Origin of the sequence: Streptomyces sp. IBSNAI002 (assembly GCF_052244475.1) — a bacterium.
In the GTDB taxonomy this organism is placed as follows: domain Bacteria; phylum Actinomycetota; class Actinomycetes; order Streptomycetales; family Streptomycetaceae; genus Streptomyces.
On the sequence record NZ_JBQPXG010000002.1, the window covers coordinates 4,860,405 to 4,879,871 of the forward strand.

19 protein-coding genes and 1 tRNA gene are annotated in these 19,467 nt (G+C 73.2%); 11 read left to right on the forward strand and 9 right to left on the reverse strand.

All coding sequences use genetic code 11. The features are described from left to right. Position 1: 1 nt before the first annotated feature. From cysS to ACTVZO_RS23590, 3 genes are all read left to right on the forward strand, one after another. Positions 2–1,402, forward strand: coding sequence for a cysteine--tRNA ligase (gene cysS / locus ACTVZO_RS23580; protein WP_443300275.1), 1,401 nt, complete (start codon positions 2–4; stop codon positions 1,400–1,402). Between the two features lie 95 nt (positions 1,403–1,497). After that, complete coding sequence (gene rlmB, locus ACTVZO_RS23585; RefSeq protein ID WP_443300276.1) at positions 1,498–2,469, forward strand: 23S rRNA (guanosine(2251)-2'-O)-methyltransferase RlmB; 972 nt, start codon at positions 1,498–1,500, stop codon at positions 2,467–2,469. A 174-nt stretch (positions 2,470–2,643) separates the two neighbouring features. Further along, a complete protein-coding gene (locus ACTVZO_RS23590) occupies positions 2,644–4,167 on the forward strand; it encodes a DoxX family protein (protein WP_443300277.1) in 1,524 nt (507 codons plus the stop codon). Between the two features lie 175 nt (positions 4,168–4,342). Here ACTVZO_RS23590 and ACTVZO_RS23595 read toward each other — a convergent pair whose 3' ends face one another. The 3 genes from ACTVZO_RS23595 to ACTVZO_RS23605 form a co-directional block, all read right to left on the reverse strand. Beyond that, positions 4,343–5,101: a nucleotidyltransferase family protein gene (locus ACTVZO_RS23595; protein ID WP_443300278.1), complete on the reverse strand. Its 759-nt coding sequence runs from the start codon at positions 5,099–5,101 to the stop codon at positions 4,343–4,345. 28 nt (positions 5,102–5,129) lie between these two features. Next, the gene (locus tag ACTVZO_RS23600) at positions 5,130–5,546 is read right to left on the reverse strand and encodes a hypothetical protein (RefSeq protein ID WP_384218584.1); all 417 of its coding nucleotides are present in this window, start codon (positions 5,544–5,546) and stop codon (positions 5,130–5,132) included. Between the two features lie 204 nt (positions 5,547–5,750). Beyond that, positions 5,751–6,839 carry an ABC transporter ATP-binding protein gene (locus ACTVZO_RS23605; RefSeq protein ID WP_443300279.1) on the reverse strand — a complete coding sequence of 363 codons (1,089 nt, stop codon included), beginning with the start codon at positions 6,837–6,839 and terminating at the stop codon, positions 5,751–5,753. A 209-nt stretch (positions 6,840–7,048) separates the two neighbouring features. Between ACTVZO_RS23605 and ACTVZO_RS23610 the strand changes: the two genes are divergently transcribed. After that, positions 7,049–7,123: transfer RNA gene (locus tag ACTVZO_RS23610), tRNA-Thr, on the forward strand. Positions 7,124–7,194: 71 nt separating this feature from the next. Further along, complete coding sequence (locus ACTVZO_RS23615; protein WP_443300280.1) at positions 7,195–7,356, forward strand: hypothetical protein; 162 nt, start codon at positions 7,195–7,197, stop codon at positions 7,354–7,356. 40 nt (positions 7,357–7,396) lie between these two features. On the opposite strand, the gene ACTVZO_RS23620 is transcribed toward ACTVZO_RS23615, so the two are convergent. Next, on the reverse strand, positions 7,397–8,797 hold the full coding sequence (locus ACTVZO_RS23620) for an NAD(P)/FAD-dependent oxidoreductase (RefSeq protein WP_443300281.1): 1,401 nt from the start codon (positions 8,795–8,797) through the stop codon (positions 7,397–7,399). Between the two features lie 155 nt (positions 8,798–8,952). On the opposite strand from ACTVZO_RS23620, the gene ACTVZO_RS23625 reads away from it, so the two are divergent. The 3 genes from ACTVZO_RS23625 (at position 8,953) to ACTVZO_RS23635 (ending at position 11,292) form a co-directional block, all read left to right on the forward strand. Further along, complete coding sequence (locus tag ACTVZO_RS23625) at positions 8,953–9,705, forward strand: DsbA family protein (protein WP_443300282.1); 753 nt, start codon at positions 8,953–8,955, stop codon at positions 9,703–9,705. A gap of 111 nt (positions 9,706–9,816) precedes the next feature. Continuing rightward, positions 9,817–10,728: an aminoglycoside phosphotransferase family protein gene (locus ACTVZO_RS23630; protein ID WP_443300283.1), complete on the forward strand. Its 912-nt coding sequence runs from the start codon at positions 9,817–9,819 to the stop codon at positions 10,726–10,728. An 84-nt stretch (positions 10,729–10,812) separates the two neighbouring features. After that, on the forward strand, positions 10,813–11,292 hold the full coding sequence (locus ACTVZO_RS23635; RefSeq protein WP_443300284.1) for a GNAT family N-acetyltransferase: 480 nt from the start codon (positions 10,813–10,815) through the stop codon (positions 11,290–11,292). Between the two features lie 157 nt (positions 11,293–11,449). On the opposite strand, the gene ACTVZO_RS23640 is transcribed toward ACTVZO_RS23635, so the two are convergent. Then, complete coding sequence (locus tag ACTVZO_RS23640; RefSeq protein WP_443303250.1) at positions 11,450–12,442, reverse strand: zinc-binding dehydrogenase; 993 nt, start codon at positions 12,440–12,442, stop codon at positions 11,450–11,452. 118 nt (positions 12,443–12,560) lie between these two features. Between ACTVZO_RS23640 and ACTVZO_RS23645 the strand changes: the two genes are divergently transcribed. Beyond that, positions 12,561–13,262 carry a pentapeptide repeat-containing protein gene (locus ACTVZO_RS23645; protein WP_443300285.1) on the forward strand — a complete coding sequence of 234 codons (702 nt, stop codon included), beginning with the start codon at positions 12,561–12,563 and terminating at the stop codon, positions 13,260–13,262. 390 nt (positions 13,263–13,652) lie between these two features. Here the strand turns inward: ACTVZO_RS23645 and ACTVZO_RS23650 are convergent, their stop codons facing one another. The 3 genes from ACTVZO_RS23650 to ACTVZO_RS23660 form a co-directional block, all read right to left on the reverse strand. Further along, the gene (locus ACTVZO_RS23650; RefSeq protein ID WP_443300286.1) at positions 13,653–14,156 is read right to left on the reverse strand and encodes a hypothetical protein; all 504 of its coding nucleotides are present in this window, start codon (positions 14,154–14,156) and stop codon (positions 13,653–13,655) included. Positions 14,157–14,224: 68 nt separating this feature from the next. Then, positions 14,225–14,848 carry a response regulator gene (locus ACTVZO_RS23655; RefSeq protein ID WP_443300287.1) on the reverse strand — a complete coding sequence of 208 codons (624 nt, stop codon included), beginning with the start codon at positions 14,846–14,848 and terminating at the stop codon, positions 14,225–14,227. Next, positions 14,845–16,107 carry a sensor histidine kinase gene (locus ACTVZO_RS23660; RefSeq protein ID WP_443300288.1) on the reverse strand — a complete coding sequence of 421 codons (1,263 nt, stop codon included), beginning with the start codon at positions 16,105–16,107 and terminating at the stop codon, positions 14,845–14,847. Before ACTVZO_RS23660 ends, ACTVZO_RS23655 begins: the two co-directional genes overlap by 4 nt. Positions 16,108–16,866: 759 nt before the next feature. Between ACTVZO_RS23660 and ACTVZO_RS23665 the strand changes: the two genes are divergently transcribed. Both ACTVZO_RS23665 and ACTVZO_RS23670 read left to right on the forward strand, forming a co-directional pair. After that, positions 16,867–17,427 carry a GlcG/HbpS family heme-binding protein gene (locus ACTVZO_RS23665; protein ID WP_443300289.1) on the forward strand — a complete coding sequence of 187 codons (561 nt, stop codon included), beginning with the start codon at positions 16,867–16,869 and terminating at the stop codon, positions 17,425–17,427. Positions 17,428–17,466: 39 nt separating this feature from the next. Continuing rightward, entirely contained in the window at positions 17,467–18,879 is a 1,413-nt protein-coding gene (locus tag ACTVZO_RS23670) for a M1 family metallopeptidase (protein ID WP_443300290.1), read from the forward strand. Here the strand turns inward: ACTVZO_RS23670 and ACTVZO_RS23675 are convergent. Continuing rightward, a complete protein-coding gene (locus ACTVZO_RS23675) occupies positions 18,876–19,433 on the reverse strand; it encodes a GNAT family N-acetyltransferase (RefSeq protein WP_443300291.1) in 558 nt (185 codons plus the stop codon). The genes ACTVZO_RS23670 and ACTVZO_RS23675 overlap by 4 nt on opposite strands. Between the last annotated feature and the right edge of the window lie 34 nt (positions 19,434–19,467).

Consider the following 19,467-nt stretch of genomic DNA (forward strand, 5'->3'; position numbering starts at 1 on the left):
CGTGACTATTCGCCTGTACGACACCAGCGCCCGGCAGATCCGTGACTTCACCCCGCTCACCGCGGGCTGCGTCTCGATCTACCTGTGTGGCGCCACGGTGCAGGCGGCCCCGCACATCGGGCACATCCGGTCGGGCCTCAACTTCGACATGATGCGCCGCTGGTTCGAGTACCGGGGCTACGAGGTCACCTTCATCCGCAACGTCACGGACATCGACGACAAGATCATCGCGAAGTCCGCCGAGCAGCGCCGCCCCTGGTGGTCCATCGGCTACGAGAACGAGCGTGCCTTCAACGACGGCTACGCCGCCCTGGGCTGCCTCCCGCCCACCTACGAGCCCCGCGCCACCGGCCACGTCACCGAGATGGTCGAGATGATGCGCGGCCTCATCGAGCGCGGCCACGCCTACGAGTCCGAGGGCAACGTCTACTTCGACGTGAAGTCCTACCCCGGCTACCTCTCGCTGTCCCGCCAGGAGCTCGACAACATCCGCCAGCCGGAGTCCACCGGCGAGACCGGCAAGCGCGACCCCCGCGACTTCGCCATGTGGAAGTCCGTCAAGCCCGGCGAGCCCTCCTGGGAGACCCCGTGGGGCCGCGGCCGCCCCGGCTGGCACCTGGAGTGCTCCGCCATGGCGCACAAGTACCTCGGCGAGGCCTTCGACATCCACGGCGGCGGCCTGGACCTGATCTTCCCGCACCACGAGAACGAGATCGCCCAGGCCAAGGCCTTCGGCGACGAGTTCGCGAACTACTGGGTCCACAACGCCTGGGTCACCATGTCCGGCGAGAAGATGTCCAAGTCGCTGGGCAACTCGGTGCTCGTCTCCGAGATGGTCAAGCAGTGGCGCCCGATCGTGCTGCGCTACTACCTCGGCACCCCGCACTACCGCTCGATGATCGAGTACAGCGAGGAGGCGCTGCGCGAGGCCGAGTCCGCCTTCGCGCGGATCGAGGGCTTCTACCAGCGCGTCATCGAGAAGGCCGGCAAGCCCGTCGAGCCGGCCGCCGACGTCCCGCCCGCCTTCGCCGAGGCCATGGACGACGACCTCGGCGTCCCGCAGGCGCTCGCGATCATCCACACCGCCGTCCGCCAGGGCAACAGCGCACTGGCCGCCGACGACAAGGACGCGGCCATCGCGCGCCTGTCGGAGGTGCGCGCCATGCTGGGCGTCCTCGGCCTGGACCCGCTCGACCCGCACTGGGCGGGCGAGGCCGACCGCGGCGAGGACCTGCACGGCGCGGTCGACACCCTCGTGCGCCTCGTCCTGGAACAGCGCGAGTCGGCCCGGTCCCGCAAGGACTGGGCGACCGCCGACGCCATCCGCGACCAGCTCCAGCAGTCCGGACTGGTGATCGAGGACAGTCCGGCGGGCCCGCGCTGGACGCTCGGTCCGCGCTGAGCCCGGGCAGCTGAGCTTGGTGTGCCGCCCGGCGCTCCGGGCGGCACACTCTTCATACGTACATACCGCAGCATCAACGAAAACAGGTAGAAGTCATGGCCGGGAACAGCCAGCGCAGGAACCGCCGCACGTCCAACAAGAAGGGCGCGACGGTCGGCAGCGGTGGCCAGCGGCGCAAGGGTCTGGAAGGCAAGGGCCCCACGCCCAAGGCCGAGGACCGCAAGAAGCACAAGGCGAACCGCATCGCCGGCGCCATGGCCCGCCAGGCCGCCAAGCGCCGCCCCGCCCCCCGTCGCGGCGGCCCCAAGGGCACCAGCGAGATGGTCGTCGGCCGCAACCCGGTTTTCGAGGCGCTGCGTGACGGAGTACCCGCCACCACCCTGTACGTCCAGCAGTTCATCGACAACGACGAGCGCGTCCGCGAGGCGCTGCAGCTCGCCTCCGAGCGCGGCAACATCAACCTGATGGAAGCCCCGCGCCCCGAGCTCGACCGCATGACCAACGGGCTCAACCACCAGGGCATGGTCCTCCAGGTCCCGCCGTACGAGTACGCGCACCCCGAGGACCTCACCGCGGCCGCGTACGACAACGGCGAGGACCCGCTGATCGTGGCCCTCGACGGGGTCACCGACCCGCGCAACCTCGGTGCGATCGTCCGCTCCGTCTCCGCCTTCGGCGGCCACGGCGTGGTCATCCCCGAGCGCCGCGCCGCCGGCATGACCGCCGGTGCCTGGAAGACCTCGGCCGGCACCGCCGCCCGCACCCCGGTCTCCCGCGTCACCAACCTGACCCGCGCGCTCCAGGAGTACAAGAAGGCCGGCATCGCGGTCGTCGGCCTGGCCGCGGAGGGCGAGCACACCGTCAACGACCTGGAAGCGCTCGCCGGGCCCGTCGTCATCGTCGTCGGCTCCGAGGGCAAGGGCCTCGGCCGCCTCGTCGGCGAGAACTGCGACTACCTCGTCCGCATCCCGATGCCGGGCGGCGCCGAGTCCCTCAACGCCGGTGTCGCGGCCGGTGTCGTGCTCTACGAGGCCGCCCGCCGCCGCGCGGACCGCGGCCGGACCTGATCCGCGGGGTCGGATCGATCCGGTCGGATCGATCCGCTTGATCCACTTGGCTCACGGAAAGTGACCCGTGAGGCTGTCACCCCGCCCGTTTCGGGCGGGGTGGCTTGATCTTGACGGGTCTCGGACAGATCCCTGCTGTCAAGGCAGTGTCCTAAACACTGATCACTCGGTTAGATGAGTGTGGACACCAGAACGTCAGGGTTCGACGACCAGCCCGCGCTGAGCATGGTCAAGGTGCCGTGCGACCCCGCACAGGTCATCGTCAACCACGCCAGCTTCCGCGTGCGGCTCGCACCGAGCCCGAGCGCGCGTTCCAAGCCCGCGAACGCCCCCGGCCGCGCCCCCGTCCTCGGCGGCGCCGTGGTCGCCGCGGCCGGAGCCACCCGCCGCAGAGCCCCCGTGGTCTGGAGCGGCAAGGCCGCCCCCGGCGACGGAGCGGCCATGGGCGGGCTCCTCCAGGCCGTACGCGAGGCCGGCCGCGGCAACGACGAGTACGACGGCGGCGCCACCCAGGTCATCCCGCGCATCGACCTGGCACACGACCTCGCCGACGACACCCTCGCCACCCCCACCGTCATCGGCCAGCGCACCTACGGCGACCCCGACGAGACCCGTCCGCTGGCCGCCGTACGCGACCTGCCCCACGGGCCCGGCCACCACGGCGGCGGAGGACCCGACCACGGGTCCGACGCCCGGCGCGGCACCGACTCCCGCGGCCAGGCCTCCTACTACCCGGGCCGCCGGATGAACCTCGGCGTCGTCCTGCTCCCGCTGCGCGTCTTCCTCGGCTTCATCTCCATCTACGCCGGCATGGGCAAGCTGTGCGACCCCGTCTACTTCGACGGCGGCGAACGCGGCTCCATGGTCACCTGGCTGCACACCCTCCAGCCCTGGGCGCTCGCCGAACCCCTGCGCGACTTCGCCCTCGCCCACCCCGTCGGCGCCGGCCTGAGCGTGGCCTTCCTCCAGGTCATCGTCGGCGTCCTGACCGTCTTCGGGCTCTGGCAGCGGTTCGCCGCCTGCTTCGGGGCGCTGCTGTCCGCCGCCCTCCTGATGACCGTCAGCTGGAAGACCGTTCCCGCTTACGACGCGCCCGACATCATCTACCTCGCCGCCTGGAGCCCGCTGATCATCGCGGGCGCCCCCGTCTACTCCCTCGACGGTCGCCTCGCCGGGGAGGCCTGGCGCACCCTCGGTCCGCGCTCCGAGGTCTGGCGGCTGCGCCGGCGCGTCCTGCGCCGCGGAGCCCTCATGGCCAGCGTCATCTGCGGACTCACCCTGCTCGTCGGCTCCCTCCTCGGCGGGGCCGTCCGCTCCACCACCGTCGTCACCGTCCCTGGGCCCGGCCAGGCCCCCAGCAACTACCTGCCCGGCCGTCCGCTCCCGCAGGAGCCGGCCCGCCGACCGCAGCAGCAGTCCCCGCAGCAGCAGCCCGCCAAGCCCGCGCAGCCCTCGGCCAGTGCCTCCGAACCCGCCGCGAAGTCCGGCAAGGGCGCGTCCGGCGGCCCCGCCCGCGAGACCGCCGGTACGGGCTCCCAGTCGCCCAGCGCCACCAAGGGCGCCACGGGCCGGCAGACCCCGCGCAGCACCCCCCGCCAGTCCGCCCCGCAGAAGCCGCCGACCTCCTCCGGGAGCAGCACCGGCGGCAGCAGCACCCCGACCAAGCAGCCCGGTCTGGTCGGGGGTCTCCTCGGCTGAACCCGGCCGTCCGGAACCGACCGGCATCGACAGCACAGGGGCCCGGCGCGCACGGCGTGCCGGGCCCCTCTGCGCGTCCCGAGCGCGCGAAGCACCGTAAGGGAAGAGGGGGGTGGACGGGCGGAAGGGCGGACGGGCTTGTACGAGCGAACCGGGTGCAAGTGTGCGAAAAGGCTCAGAAGGCCGTCTGAGCCGCCAACTCCCTTGCGGCCTCGGTGAGGTCCTTCGCCGTGTCGATCGCCCGCCAGTAGGCCCCCTGGGGCAGCGGAAAGCCCGCCAGCCGCCGTTCGCGGGCCAGCCGCGGGAACGTCGTGCGCTCGTGGTCCCCCAAGTCAGGCAGCAGCGCCGCGAATCCGGGCCCGAAGACGTACACGCCCGCATTGACCGGATACGGCGACGGCGGGGCCTCGATGAAGTCCAGCACCTGCCCGAACTCGTTCGTCTCCACCACGCCCCACGGAATCCGCGGACGGGCCAGCGCCAGCGTCGCGACCGCACCGCGCTCCGCGTGGAAGGCGGCCATCTCGCGCAGCGAGAACCGCGTCCAGATGTCGCCGTTCGTCGCGTACCAGGACCGGTCGGGATGCGGCAGGCTGCGTGCCGCGTACTTCAGGCCCCCGCCCCGCCCCAGCGGCTCCTCCTCCACCACGGTCGTCACCCGCAGCGGCAACTCCGCCTGCGCCAGCCACTCCTGGAGCACTCCCGCCAGGTGCCCGCACGAGACCACGGCGTCCGTCACCCCCTCCGACGCCAGCCAGGCCAGTTGGTGCCCGATGATCGGCACCCCCGTGCCCGGGATCTCCACCATCGGCTTCGGGCGGTCGTCCGTGTACGGGCGCAGCCGCGAACCCTGGCCGCCGGCCAGGACGACGGCCTGGGTGGGGGCGGCGGGGAACGCGGCTGCGGGAGGGGCGGATCGGGGGGTGTCGGTCATGCGGGCCAGGGTAGGGACGCGGTGCGCCTCAACCCATGGAGGCGACGCCGGACGCGTAGGAGGTGTCGCACACCGGGCGGGCGAAGGACTGCGCCTTCGTCGGACCGTAGGCGTCGACCGCGGCCCGGCCCAGCGCGCGGGCGATGCCCACGCAGTGCGACGCCAGCGACGGCCGCTTGTCGACCTCCTGCTGGAGGTGGGTGAGCACGTCACCCGGCTCCTTGCCCTGCTGGATCTCGCCGACGAGCGTGTCGCGCAGTACTTCGTGCGGCGCGGGGCGCGGCTTGGCGGGGACGGAGACGTCCTCGGCGGAGGCGGTCAGGATCTGGGACGAAGAGGTGTCCGCCCAGGGGACCATGGTGACCGCGAGGGTCCCGGACAGGACCAGGACGACGGGCAGGACCAGGGCGAGGGAACGGCCGATACGGCGGGCAGTGTGGGTCACGAGGGCGAGAGTAGCGCTCGGTGAAGATTTGGCGACATTTAGTCACTCTGTCGGGGGATGGTTCGACGTGGTTTTTCGAATTAGGGGTTGACGGTTGGGGCCGAATGGCCCGGTCTGCCGGGGTTCGGGCACCCGGCAACGAACGCCGGAGGGGCGCCCCTTGACGGGACGCCCCTCCAACCCTGCTGAACCCCGCGGGAGCTGCTACTTGGACAGCCGCTCGCCGGAGGAGGTCGAGAAGACGTGGATCTCGTCCGCGCGCGGCACCACGTGGAGGCTGGAGCCCTTCTCCGGGACCTGGCGGCCGCCCACGCGGACCACGAGGTCCTGCGCGCCCTCGGCGGTCGCGGTGGAGCCGTAGACGTAGCCGTCGGCGCCGAGTTCCTCGACCACGTTCACGACGATCGTCAGACCGCCGCTCTCCGCGATGTCGAAGTGCTCGGGGCGCACGCCGACCGTGACGGTGCGGTCGCCCGCGTCGGCCGCGGCCGACAGCGCCTCGCGCGACACCGGCACGACGCTGTCGCCGAACTTCACACCGCCGTCGGTGATCGGGACCTCGACCAGGTTCATGGCCGGGGAGCCGATGAACCCGGCGACGAACAGGTTCGCCGGGCGGTCGTACATGTTGCGCGGGGTGTCGACCTGCTGGAGCAGCCCGTCCTTGAGCACGGCCACGCGGTCGCCCATGGTCATGGCCTCGACCTGGTCGTGGGTGACGTAGACGGTGGTGATGCCGAGGTCGCGCTGGAGCGCGGCGATCTGCGTACGGGTCGAGACGCGGAGCTTGGCGTCGAGGTTCGACAGCGGCTCGTCCATGAGGAACACCTGCGGCTTGCGCACGATGGCCCGGCCCATGGCGACGCGCTGGCGCTGGCCGCCGGAGAGCGCCTTCGGCTTGCGGTCGAGGTACTGGGTCAGGTCCAGCATCTTCGCCGCGTCCTCCACCTTCTTGCGGATGGTGGCCTTGTCCTCGCCGGCGATCTTGAGCGCGAAGCCCATGTTGTCGGCGACGGACATGTGCGGGTAGAGCGCGTAGTTCTGGAACACCATCGCGATGTCCCGGTCCTTGGGCGGCAGGTGCGTGACGTCGCGGTCACCGATGCGGATGGCGCCGCCGTTGACGTCCTCCAGACCGGCGAGCATGCGCAGCGAGGTGGACTTGCCGCAGCCGGAGGGTCCGACGAGGACGAGGAACTCGCCGTCCTCGATCTCCAGCTCCAGCTGGTCGACGGCGGGCTTGTCGCCGCCGGGGTACAGACGGGTCGCCTTGTCGAAAGTGACAGAAGCCATGGGTGATGATCCCTTCTACCGGCAGGAACGTGCCGGACGATCCGAGTGGAAGGTCTAGTCCAGTGCCCTGGACTCCGCTCGACGCTACCCGCCCGCCCCGCCTCCTGTCAGCACCCGGCGGGCATCGATTCACAACGTGATGGCTTCGGGATTGGCCTGCTGTGTAGAGTGAAGCCGCTCCGTGCCCGGCATCCGGGCGCGCGGCACGCGCCTCCTTAGCTCAGTCCGGCCAGAGCAACGCACTTGTAATGCGTAGGTCGTCGGTTCGAATCCGACAGGGGGCCCCGCGGAAAGCCCAGCTCAGACCTCGTCTGAGCTGGGCTTTCGTGTTTCGGTGGGGCGTTAGGATCCGTGGATGGGGGAATTCGCGAGCAGGGGTCGCACGGTGCTGTGCAAGTGGTGCAACCGGCCGATACCGCAGGAGCGGCGCTGGTTTCCGAGGCAGTACTGCAACCGCCGGCACAAGTGGAAGCACCGCATCACGGAAACCGTCGGCAGCATCCTCGACAGCGCGTAGCGCGTAGCGCGGGTCGCGGTGAGGGTGGCCGGGGGTGGTGTCAGTGGCGGCCCGAGATGCGGTCGGCCAGGCGGGCCAGGGGGGTCGTGGCCGGGGTGTGGGTGGCCGTTTCGTGGCGGTCCGCCTGGCGGTAGGCCGCGTACAGGGCCTGGACGCCGAGCCAGCGGAAGGGCTCCGGCTCCCAGCGGCGTACGCGGTGGTTGACCCAGGGCAGCGCGGTGAGGTCCGTGGTGTCGCCGAGGACCAGGTCGCGCATGGTGCGGCCCGCGAGGTTGGCGGTGGCCACGCCGGAGCCGACGTAGCCGCCCGCCCAGCCGAGGCCGGTGGTGGCGTCCAGGGTGACGGTGGCGCACCAGTCGCGGGGTACGCCCAGCACTCCCGACCAGGCGTGGGTGATCTCCGTACCCGTGAGCACCGGGAAGAACGAGAAGAGCAGGTCGCGCAGGGAGTCGATGGTGGCCGGCTGGGTGCGGCCGTCGTTGTCGGTGCGTGAGCCGAAGCGGTACGGGACCCCGCGCCCGCCGATCGCGATGCGGCCGTCGGCGGTGCGCTGGGCGTACATGTAGGCGTGGGCCATGTCCCCCAGGAGCGCCGAGTCCGACCAGGCGAGCTGCTGCCAGACCGACTCCGGGATCGGGGCCGTCACGATCATCGAGGAGTTCATCGGGAGCCAGGCGCGCTTCTGGCCCTTGAGGGCGGCGGTGAAGCCCTCCGTGCAGCGCAGTACGTACGGGGCGCGGACGGTGCCGTACGGGGTGACGGCCTTGCGCGGGGTGATCTCGGTGACGGGCGTGGACTCGTGGATGACGACCCCGAGCCTTTCGCAGGCCGCGGCCAGGCCCCGGGCCAGCTTCAGGGGGTGGATGCGGGCGCCGTGCGGGCTCCAGCTGGAGCCGACGGCGTCGGCGATGTCGATGCGGGCGCGGGTGGCGGTGGCGTCGTGGAGTTCGCGGTCGGTCTCGCCGAAGGCGAGTTCGGCGGCGTGGAAGGCCTTCAGCCGGGTGAGCTGGGCGGGGGTGCGGGCGACTTCGAGGACGCCGCCGCGGTGGATGTCGGCGTCGATGCCCTCCTTGGCGGCCACCTCGATGACCTCGGTGACCGTGGCGTTCATGGCCTGCTGGAGGCGCTGGGCGGCCTGGTGGCCGTGGAGCGCGGCGTAGCGGTCGCGGCCGGCGATGCCGTTGTAGAGCCAGCCGCCGTTGCGGCCGGAGGCCCCGTAGCCGCAGAACTTCTGCTCCAGGACGGTGACGCGGAGGTCGGGGGCGGCGGTCTTGAGGTAGTAGGCGGTCCACAGGCCGGTGTAGCCGCCGCCGACGATGACGACGTCGGCCGTGGCGTCGGCGGTGAGGGGTGCGCGGGGTGGGGTGGCGGGGGCGGTGCGGTCGGTGCGGTCGGTGCGGTCGGTCGCGTACCAGAAGGAAATGCCGCCGTTGATCGTCATGGGGGAGTTGGTACACCCCGTTCCGGTGGTGCGTCCAGGGACTGGCTGTCGCGCTTCAGGGTGGGATTCCAGGCCTGATGGTCGATGTGGGTGGGGTGGCGGGGGCCGTAGGGTGGGGAGGGTTTTGTCATGTTTTCAGGTGAGAGGTTCGGTTGATGGTGGGCGGACGGCGGGACGTACGCGGGGCAGGGCGCGCCGGGCGGATCGGCACGGCGGCCACGGCGGCGGCGTTGGTCGCGCTGCTGGGCGGCGCGGCCGCCGGCTGTGTAACGGACGGCGGGCAGCGGTCGGCGGCGGCCACGGGCGGGGCCGCGGACGCGGTGCGGACGAGTCCCGTCGCGGACCTGCTGGCGAAGCTGCCGGCGCGGGTGGAGGGGGCGAAGGTGGTCGTGGGGCGGGCGGACGCGCCGCACACCGCGCAGGTGCTGGTGGACCCGAAGTGCGGCTACTGCGCGAAGTTCGAGGGGGCGGGCGGCGAGACGCTGCTGAAGCGGGCGGCGGACGGCGCGGTGAAGGTGGAGTACCTGCTGGCGTCCTTCCTGGACCGGGACGGGGCGAGCGGTTCGGTGAAGGCGGTGAACGCGCTGCGGGCTTCGGTGGACGCGGGGAAGTTCGCCGAGTACCACGCGGCGGTCTTCGCGAGCCAGCCCCGCGGCCGGTTCACGGACGAGCTGCTGCTGCGGATCGCGGACCGGGTCCCGGGGCTGCGGGGCGAGGCCTTCGACAAGGCGGTGGCGGGGAAGACGTACGAGGGCTGGGCGGGCGAGGCGGAGTGGGCCTTCGAGGCGACGGGGGCGCAGGGCACGCCGCTGGTCCTGGTGGACGGGCGGCCGGTCGGGGCGAAGGACCGCTCGATGTTCGACGCGAAGGCCTTCGGCGCGGCGTTGGAGGGGGCGGGGATCGGGTAGGCCGGGCTGGTCGGGCTGGTCGGGCTGGTCGGGCCGGTCGGGCCGGTCGGGCCGGTCGGGCCGGTCGGGCCGGTCGGGTAAGGGTGCGCGGTGCGGCGCTATCTTCGGGGCATGGTGGACATCGGGGAGATTCCCGGCGGGCTGGTCGAGGCGCAGATCAGGTGGAACGGCGATGAGGGGCGCGCGTTCATCGCGGCGCTGCCCGACCGGGCGGCGCGGTTCCTGGAGCGGTGGGAGCTGCGGCGCACGGGGCCGCTGATGCACGGGGTGACGGCGCTGGTGCTGCCGGTGGTCCGGGCCGACGGGAGCGCGGCGGCGCTGAAGTTGCAGCGGGTGGACGAGGAGAGCGCCGGGGAGCCGGCCGCGCTGCGCGCCTGGGGCGGGGAGGGCGCCGTACGGCTGCTGGAGCACGACGGGGAGACGGGCACGCTGCTGCTGGAGCGGCTGGACGAGGGGCGGCACCTGTCGGCGCTCGCGGAGCGCGATGCGCGCCGGGCGGTCCGGGTGATCGGCGAGCTGCTGGCCCGGCTGACGGCGGTGCCGGCGCCGGCCGGGCTGCGCGGGCTGGGCGCGATGGCCGCCGAGATGCTGGACGGCGTACCGCGGGCGCTGGGGCGGCTGGCGGACGGGCGGGAGCGGCGGCTGCTCGGGGACTGCGCGGCGGCGCTGGCGGAGGTCGCGGGGGAACCGGGGGACCGGCTGCTGCACTGGGACCTGCACTACGACAACGTGCTGGCGGGGCAGCGGGAGCCGTGGCTGGCGATCGATCCGAAGCCGCTGTCGGGCGATCCGGGGTTCGAGCTGCTGCCGGCGATCGTGAACAACTTCCGGGCGCAGGAGGTGCGCTGGCGCTTCGACCTGCTGACGGAGGCGGCGGGTCTGGACGGGGACCGGGAACGGGCGCGGGCGTGGACGTTGGGGCGGGTGGTGCAGAACTGCCTGTGGGACGTCGAGGACGGGGAGGACCGGCTGGACGAGGAGCAGGTGGCGGTGGCGCAGGAACTGCTGGGCCGCGCCCCTTGAACACCGGTCGCGGGACGGGCTCGGGGGGCGGCTCGGGGCACCGGCCCTGGGCGCCGGCTCGGGCGGCGCGCTTAGGGTGCGGGGATGATCCGCAACGCTGAAGTCACCGATGTCCCCGTCATCCAGGCGATGATCCGCGAGCTCGCCACGTACGAGAAGGTGCCGCACGAGGCGCGTGCGACCGAGGAGCAGCTGCGGGAGGCGCTGTTCGGGGAGCGGCCGGCGGCGTTCGCGCACATCGCGGAATCGGCGGAGGGCGAGGTGGTCGGATTCGCGGTGTGGTTCCTCAACTTCTCGACGTGGCGCGGGGTGCACGGCATCTACCTGGAGGACCTGTACGTCCGCCCGGACGCCCGCGGCGGCGGCTACGGCAAGGCGCTGCTGCGCGAGTTGGCGCGGATCTGTGTGGAGCGCGGCTACGAGCGGCTGGAGTGGTCGGTCCTCGACTGGAACGTGCCGGCCATCGACTTCTACCGGTCGCTGGGGGCGGTACCGATGGACGAGTGGACCGTGCACCGCCTGACGGACGACGCCCTGCGAGAGCTGGCCGGGTCGCACTGGTGACCTGAGTCAGAGATCTCCTGGTAGATCTCCGACCGACCGGCCTGGGTAGGCCTCCCTGCCAGCAGGCGACGGCCACTCAACTCGAACGCCGTATCTAGCAGAGAACTTCCGACTCGGGTCACTAGCCGCCGGGCGGGTGGTGGCGGTGGCGGTGGTCTCAGGGTTCCAGCACCACCTTGCCCGTCGTGGCGCGGGATTCCAGGGCTTGGTGGGCGGCTGCGGCCTCGGCGAGGGGGACGCGGTGCAGGGCCGGGCGGAGGCGGCCGGCGGCGGCTTCGGCGAGGGCGCGGGTCTCCAGGACGCGGAGGGGGTCGGGGGCGCCGACGGCTTCGAGCATGGCCGGGCCGAGGACCTGGTGGGTGGTGATGGAGCGGGCGGTGAGTCCGGCCCGTTCGGCGTCGGTGAGCGCGAGGGGGCCCGAGGACCAGCCGAAGACCAGGTGGAGGGCGCCGGGGGAGAGGAGGCCGAGGGCGGTGCGGGCGGTGTCGCCGCCGACCGAGTCGAAGAAGACGGTGGCGCCGCCCGGGTGTGCGGCGCGTACGGCGTCGGCCCAGCCGGGGGCGGTGTAGTCGAGGGCGAGGTGGGCGCCGTTGGCGGCGGCGAGCGCGGTCTTGGCGGGGCCGCCGGCGAGGGCGACGACGGTGGCGCCGGCGTTCCTGGCGTACTGGACGAGCAGGGTGCCGATGCCGCCCGCGGCGGCGGGGACCAGGGCCACGGAGCCGGGGCCGAGGTCGGCGAACTGGAGGATCCCGAGGGTGGTCCGGCCGGTGCCGATCATGGCGACGGCCTGGGCGGGGTCGAGGCCGGGGGGTACGGCGTGCAGGCGGCCCGCATCGGCGACGGCGTACTCGGCGTAGCCGCCGGGGGCGAAGCCGAGGTGGGTGACGACGGGCTTGCCGAGCCAGGCGGGGTCGGTGCCGGGGCCCAGCGCGTCGACGGTGCCGGCGACCTCGCGGCCGGGGATCGTCGGGAGGTCGGGGAGGGTGGGGGCGGGCCCCTGGGCGCCCTCGCGAAGGGCCGTGTCGAGGAGGTGGACCCCGGCGGCGGCGACGGCGATGCGGACCTGGCCGGGGGCAGGGACGGGGGTGGGGGCGGTCTCGTAGGTGAGGTTCTCGGCGGGGCCGAAGGCGTGTAGGCGGATGGCGTTCATGTGGGTGGGCGCGTGTGTGGCCTCGTGTGTGGCCTCGTGTGTGGTCATGGGGGCAGCTTCTGACCTCGAGTGTGGTTGAGGTCAAGGGATTGTCAGTGGCGTGGGCCACGATGGGGTGATGGCGCGCAAAGGACAGTGGGAGCAGCGGGAACAGCGGGAACAGCGGGCGACGGTGAAGGCGGCACGGCGGCCGGAGGTGCGGTTGCCGGAGCCGGCGGTGTGGGAGGGGGGTGAGCTGGAGCCCGACGGGGACTACGACGGGCTGGAGTTCGCGGACCTGGACCTGACGGGCCAGGAGGGGGCGGGGGCCCGCTTCATGGACTGCGCCCTGCGGCGCTGCGTGCTGGACGAGGCGGGGCTGGGGAAGGCGCGGATCCTGGACTCGGTGCTGGACGGGGTCCGGGGGGTGGGGACCGACCTGTCGGGGTCCTCGCTGCGGGACGTGGAGCTGGTGGACGCGCGGCTGGGCGGCGTGCAGATGCACGGGGCCGTGCTGGAGCGGGTGGTGGTGCGCGGGGGCAAGATCGACTACTTGAACCTGCGGGAGGCGCGGCTGCGGGACGTGGTCTTCGAGGCGTGCGTCCTGGTGGAACCGGACTTCGCGGGGGCAGTGCTGGAGCGGGTGGAGTTCGTGGACTGCGTGGTCCGGGGGGCGGACTTCGGCGGGGTGCGGATGTCCGACGTGGACTTGCGGGGCGTGGCGGAGCTGACGCTGGCGCGGGGGCTGGAGGGGCTGGCGGGGGCGGTGATCAGCCCGGCGCAGCTGCTGGACCTGGCTCCGGCGATGGCTGCGCAGCTGGGGCTGAGGGTGCTGGCGTAGCCGAGCCGAGGCCCGGCCGCTCGGGCGCAACCCGGACCCGGGACCGGACCTGGGCCGCTCGGGCTGCGCCCGGGCTCGGGATCGGGCCGTTCGGGCTCCGCCTGGCACTGGGACCGGGCCGTTCGGGCTGCGCCTGGCACCGGGCACAAGATCGGGCCGGTTGTGTTGCGCCCGGGCTCGGGATCGGGCCGTTCGGGCTCTGCCCGGCACTGGGACCGGGTCGGTCGGGCTGCGCCGGGTATCGGGATCGGGTCGGTCGGGGTGCGCCCGGGCATGGGATCGGGGCCGGGCCGGGCCGGTTGGGGTTGTGGCGTGTGGGTTTGGGGCTTCGCCGATCCGGATCTCCCGGACGGAGTCTGACCAGGTGTGGTCGGGCTTAGCCGCAGGCGGTCAGGCCGGGACTCGGGGGAAGCGGGACTGGAGGGTCCAGATGGCTGGGTTGTCGGCCAGGGCCTCGTGCATGTCGACCAGGTCCGCGATCAGGTCGTGCAGGAAGTCGCGGGCTTCGCGGCGCAGCAGGCGGTGGCTGAAGGTCAGCGGGTCCTCGTCCCCCGGCATCCAGTCGGCCTCGACGTCGACCCAGCCGAAGCGGCGCTCGAAGAGCATCCGGTCCGTGGACTCGGTGAAGTCGATCTCGGCGTACTGGCGGTTCGCGGAGCGGTTGCCGCGCGGGTCGCGGTCGAGCTGCTCGACGATGTCGCACAGCGCCCAGGCGAAGTCCAGTACCGGCACCCATCCCCAGGCTGTGGACACTTCCCGGTCCTTGTCGGTGTCCGCGAGGTAGACGTCCCCGCAGAACAGGTCGTGCCGCAGGGTGTGGACGTCCGCCGAGCGGTAGTCGGTCTGCGGGGGGTCGGGGAAGCGCCGGGAGAGGGAGTAGCCGATGTCGAGCACGTACCCGATGGTGTCACGGCTCCGGGCGCGCCCCCACCCCGGTGGAGGGGAGGAGGGGGAGGGGCGGGTCAGGAGGGCAGGAGGCGCTGTTCCTTGGCGACCGATACGGCGCCGGCGCGGGTGTCGACGCCGAGCTTGTCGTAGATCCGGCCCAGGTGGGTCTTGACGGTGGCCTCGCTGATGAACAGCGCGCGGGCGATGTCGCGGTTGCCGAGGCCGCGAGCCAGCTGCCCGAGGATGTCCAGTTCGCGGTCGGTGAGGGTGGGGCGGGTGCCGCGCATGTGGGCCATCACGCGGCTGGCCACCGGCGGGGAGAGCGTGGTGCGGCCCTGCGCGGCCGAGTGGATCGCGGCGAAGAGCTCCTCGGGGCGCTCCGCCTTGAGGAGGTAGCCCGTCGCGCCCGCGCCGATGGCCCGGGTGATGTCCGCGTCGGTGTCGTACGTGGTGAGGACGAGGACGTGCGGGGGGTTGGGGGCGGCGGTGATGCGGCGGGTGGCCTCCACCCCGTCGATGCCCTCGCCGAGCTGGAGGTCCATGAGGACGACGTCGGGGCCGAGCTTGGCGGCCAGGGCGACGGCCTCCTCGCCGCTGCCCGCCTCGCCGAGCACCTCGATGTCGGGCTCGCTGCCGAGCAGGGCCAGGAGTCCGGCGCGGACCACGACGTGGTCGTCGCAGAGCAGGATCGTCGTCATGGGGCCGGCTCCAGGGGGATGGCGGCGGAGAGGACGGTGCCCTCGCCGGGGGTGGATTCGATGGTCAGCGCGCCGCCGAGCTGGCGGACGCGGGCCCGCATGGCGGGCAGGCCGTGGCCGCGCTGGGCGGCGGGGCCGGGGCCGGGGCCCGTGCCGGGGCCGGCGCGGTGCTCGGTGAAGCCGTGGCCGTCGTCGGCGACGTCCAGGACGACCTGGTCGCCGAGGAAGCTCAAGGTGAGTGCGGCCGTACGGGCGCCGGAGTGCTCGCGGACGTTGGCCAGCGCGCCCTGGGCGATGCGCAGCAGGGCCGACTGCACGCGGTCGGGGAGCGGGGCCGGGGCGCCCTCGAGGTGGAAGCGGACCTCGATGTCCGGGCCCGCGTCCAGGGCGCGCAGGGCCTCGGCGAGGCCGGCGCCGTCGGCGAGTTCGGCCGGGGCCAGGTCGTGCACGAGGCGGCGGGCCTCGGCGAGGCCGCGGGCGGCGATGCCGGTGGCGGTACGGACGTGCGCGCGGGCCGTGCCGGGGTCGGTGTCCCAGGTGCGGTCGGCCGCCTGGAGCAGCATCTGCTGGCTGGAGAGGTTCTGCGCGAGGGTGTCGTGGATCTCCATGGACAACCGCTGGCGCTCGGCGAGGGTGCCTTCGCGGCGTTCGGTGGCGGCCAGTTCCCTGCGGGTGCGGATCAGGTCGTCGATCAGTGCGCGCTGGGCCTGGGCCTGGCGCTCCATGTGCACGAACACGGCGGTGGCGAGGGCGGCGACGGCGGGCGGTGCGAGGAGCAGGTTGGGGTCGAAGGACCCGGCCAGCTTCAGCTGGGCGATGACGACGAAGAGGGTGAGGACGGCGACGAGGACGATCGCGGCGCGTGGGGGGAGGGTGCGCAGGGCGGTGAAGAACAGCGGTACGGCGCACCAGGCGAAGCTCGGCGCGAGGACGACGAGGACCACCCAGGTGGTGACGACCAGGCCGAGCCAGACGAGGCGGCCGGGGGGCTGGCGGGCTGGGCCGGTGGCGGTGGCGGTGGCGGTGGCCGTGGCCGTGGCCGGGGCTGCGCCGGGGGGTGGGGGGGTTCCGCCGAGGGCGGGGCCGAGGACGTAGAGCAGGGCCAGGGTGATGCTGAGGGCGATGACCCAGGGGGTGCGGGGTTCGCCGGGGTGGCGGAGGAGGAAGCGGGCCACGGAGGCGCCGAGCAGGAGGAAGAACGCGGTGTGGGCGACCGTGGCCAGCGTGCGGGTGCCGCGGTTCCGCGGGGGCTGGGTCACGGGGGGCTCCTGGGTCGGGGGCGTTCGCCCATTCTCGCGTGCGGTGCCGTTGCCGGGGCGCGGCCCCGCGGCTCAAGCTCCGGCGGGGCTGGCTTTGGCCCGGCGGGGCTGGCTTTGGCCCGGCGCGGGCTGCGGAGGGCTGCGGGGCTGGGTTTGGTGTCGGCGAGCCGGGTGGGTTGGTGAGGGGCGAGGTGCGGGGGTGGGTGCGGGGCCGTTGTCGGGGGCGCTGCCCCCGCGCCCCCGCGTCCCCGCGCCTCAAGCTCCCCCAGCTACCGCTGGGAGGTGCCCCCAGGCGGGGCTGGATGTGGCCTGGCGCGGTTTGAGGGTGCGGGTGGGGTGGGGTTGGCCGCGGGCTGTGGGAGGTGGCGGGGCTGGGTTTGGTCCGGCGCGGGCTGTGGGAGGTGGCGGGGCTGGGTTTGGTCCGGCGCGGGCTGTGGGAGGTGGCGGGGCTGGGTTTGGTCCGGCGCGGGCTGTGGGAGGTGGCGGGGCTGGGTTCGGTCCGGCGCGGGCTGAGGGAGGTGCTGGGGTTCGGTCAGCCAATACTGTCGGCTGCCGGGGTCGCATCGGCCGATCGGTTGACCCTTGGGTCAGCCGGTGCGGTGGGCGGGGCGAGCCGGTACGGGGACGGGGTGGCGGGGGGATCGGGGCCAGGGTTGGAGCAGGGCAGGGAACGGGCCGGCCGGTGGGATCGAGACACCGGGCCGGGTACCGATCGCCGCCCCCGATGCCGTCACCGTGTCACCGTCCTCAGGAGCAGAGATGAACACCCGCACCCGCGTCCTCACCGGTACCGCTCTCGCCGTCGCCCTGGGCGCCGGGGCCTTCGGCGCCGTCAGCGCCAGTGCCACGCCCGCCGCCGACTCCGCTTCCGCCTCGGCCGCCGTCGCGACCGCCTCGAAGCACGACGACAAGAACTTCACCACCTCGACCCACCTCACCGTCGACGCCGCCACCCGCGCCGCCCAGGCCGTGCTGCAGGCCGCCAAGGCCGAGAACCAGAAGGTGACGGTCGCGGTCGTCGACCGCAACGGCAACACCATCGTCACGCTGCGCGGCGACGGCGCCGGCCCGCAGTCCTACGAGTCGGCCCAGCGCAAGGCCTTCACCGCCGTGTCCTGGAACGCCCCGACCTCGGTGCTCGCGGGCCGCCTCGCCCAGACCCCGAACCTGAAGGACATCCCGGGCACCCTGTTCCTCGGCGGCGGCGCCCCCGTCCAGGCGAACGGCGCCCCGGTCGCCGGCATCGGTGTGGCCGGCGCCCCGAGCGGCGACCTGGACGAGAAGTTCGCCAAGGCCGGCGTCGACGCGCTCGCCAAGTAGTCCCACGGGCCGAGCGGTCGGCCCGCCTAGGATCGATACGTGGACCACCGCGCGCTCTCCCGCCTCGCCGCCCCTGCCGTCGCCGCCCTGCTCGCCCTCACCACGGGGTGTACGGGGGGCACGGTGCAGGGGCGGCCGGGTGCGTCGGGGCTGCGCGACCCGTACTTCCCCAAGGCGGGCAACGGCGGCTACCAGGTCGAGCACTACGCACTGGACCTGGACTACGACCGCGCCGACGGGCGCCTCGAAGGCAAGGCGGTGATCACGGCCCGCGCCGAGCAGGGGCTCAGCTCCTTCAACCTCGACCTCAGCGGCCTGAAGGTCGAGGGCGTCACCGTCCAGGGCGAGGGGGCCCGGTACAACCGGACCGGCAACGAGCTGACCGTGCGTCCGGCCGATGACCTGGAGAAGGGCGAGGTCTTCCGTACGGAGATCGACTACTCCGGCCGGCCCAAGGCGCTCAAGGACGCGGACGGCACCGCGGAGGGCTGGGTCACCACCGAGGACGGAGCCGTCGGCGTCGGCCAGCCGGTCGGCTCGATGACCTGGTTCCCGGGCAACCACCACCCCAGCGACAAGGCCTCCTACGACATCACGATCACGGTGCCGAAGGGCTACGAGGCCGTGTCGAACGGCGAGTTGCGCGCCCGGACCACGCGCGCCGACGGGAAGACCACCTTCGCCTGGCACAGCCCGGAGCCGATGGCGAGCTATCTGGCGACCGCCGTCGTCGGCAAGTACCGGGTGGAGACCGGACGGACGCCGTCCGGGGTGGCCGTGTACAACGCGGTGACGCCCGCGGAGGCGGCGGCGAGCGCGGCGGACCTCGCGCGGCTGCCGGAGATGGTGGAGTGGGGCGCGGGCCGCTTCGGCCCGTACCCCTTCGGGACCGCCGGGTCGATCGTGCTGCCCGCCGGGACGCTCGAGTACGCGCTGGAGACGCAGACCAAGCCCGTCTACTCCGGTGCGCCGGGCAGCGAGGAGCTCGTGCTGCACGAGCTCGCCCACCAGTGGTTCGGCAACTCGGTGTCGCCGAAGTCCTGGAAGGACATGTGGCTCAACGAGGGCTTCGCCACGTACGCGGAGTGGCTGTGGACCGAGGACCACGGCGGGACCACGGCGCAGCAGGAGTTCGACGCGTTCCTGGCCGGCGACACCGGGGTCGACGAGGCCGCCGACTCCGACTGGGACGCCTTCCCGCCCGCCGACCCGCCCGGCCCGGACCACATCTCGGGGAACCCGGTGTACTACCGCGGTGCGATGGTGCTGCACCGGATCCGGCAGGAGGTCGGGGACGAGAAGTTCTTCGCCCTGGTGCGCGACTGGGCCGCCGAGCACCGGCACGGGAACGCGAGCACGGCCGACTTCACCGCCTTCGCGGAGCGGCACACCGGGCACGACCTGAAGAAGGTCTGGGACGTCTGGCTGTACGGGAAGGCCCGCCCCCGCTAAGGCTGTCCGGGGGCCAGCGCCTTGCGCAGTACGGTGCAGGGGCGGCCCAGTTCGCGGTCCACGGCCTTGCGCACGGGCTGGTAGCCCTGGGCCTGCCAGAAGGCGAGGGCCTTGGGGTTGTTGTCCAGTACGGCGAGGCGCACGCCCGTGCGGCCCGCCGTGCGGAACCGGTCCTCGACCAGGGCGGCCAGCTCGCGGCCGTATCCCTCGCGGTGCGCGGTGGCGTCGATGAGCAGCAGGCCGATCCACGGGTCCTGGTCCGGGTCCTGGTCCTCGGCGGCCGGATCTCCGGAAGCGGGGCGGGGCGGGTGGGCCAGGGTGGCGGCCAGGCCGACGAGCCGGCCGGCGGAGCGGGCCATGAGGACCTCGGCGCCGTCATGGGCGAGTTCGTCGGCGAGGGAGGCCGCGACCTGTTCGACCGTGATGCGGTCCGGGGCCGGGAAGTCGCCGCTGAGTTCGAAGAACGCGTGGTTCGTCGCGTACAGGGCGGCGATCTCGGTGAGGACCGGACCGGGCAGGGCGCCGTCCACGGGGACGAGCGGTTGAAGAATCACCTGTCGAACGGTAGCGAAGCCCCCTCCCCGGACG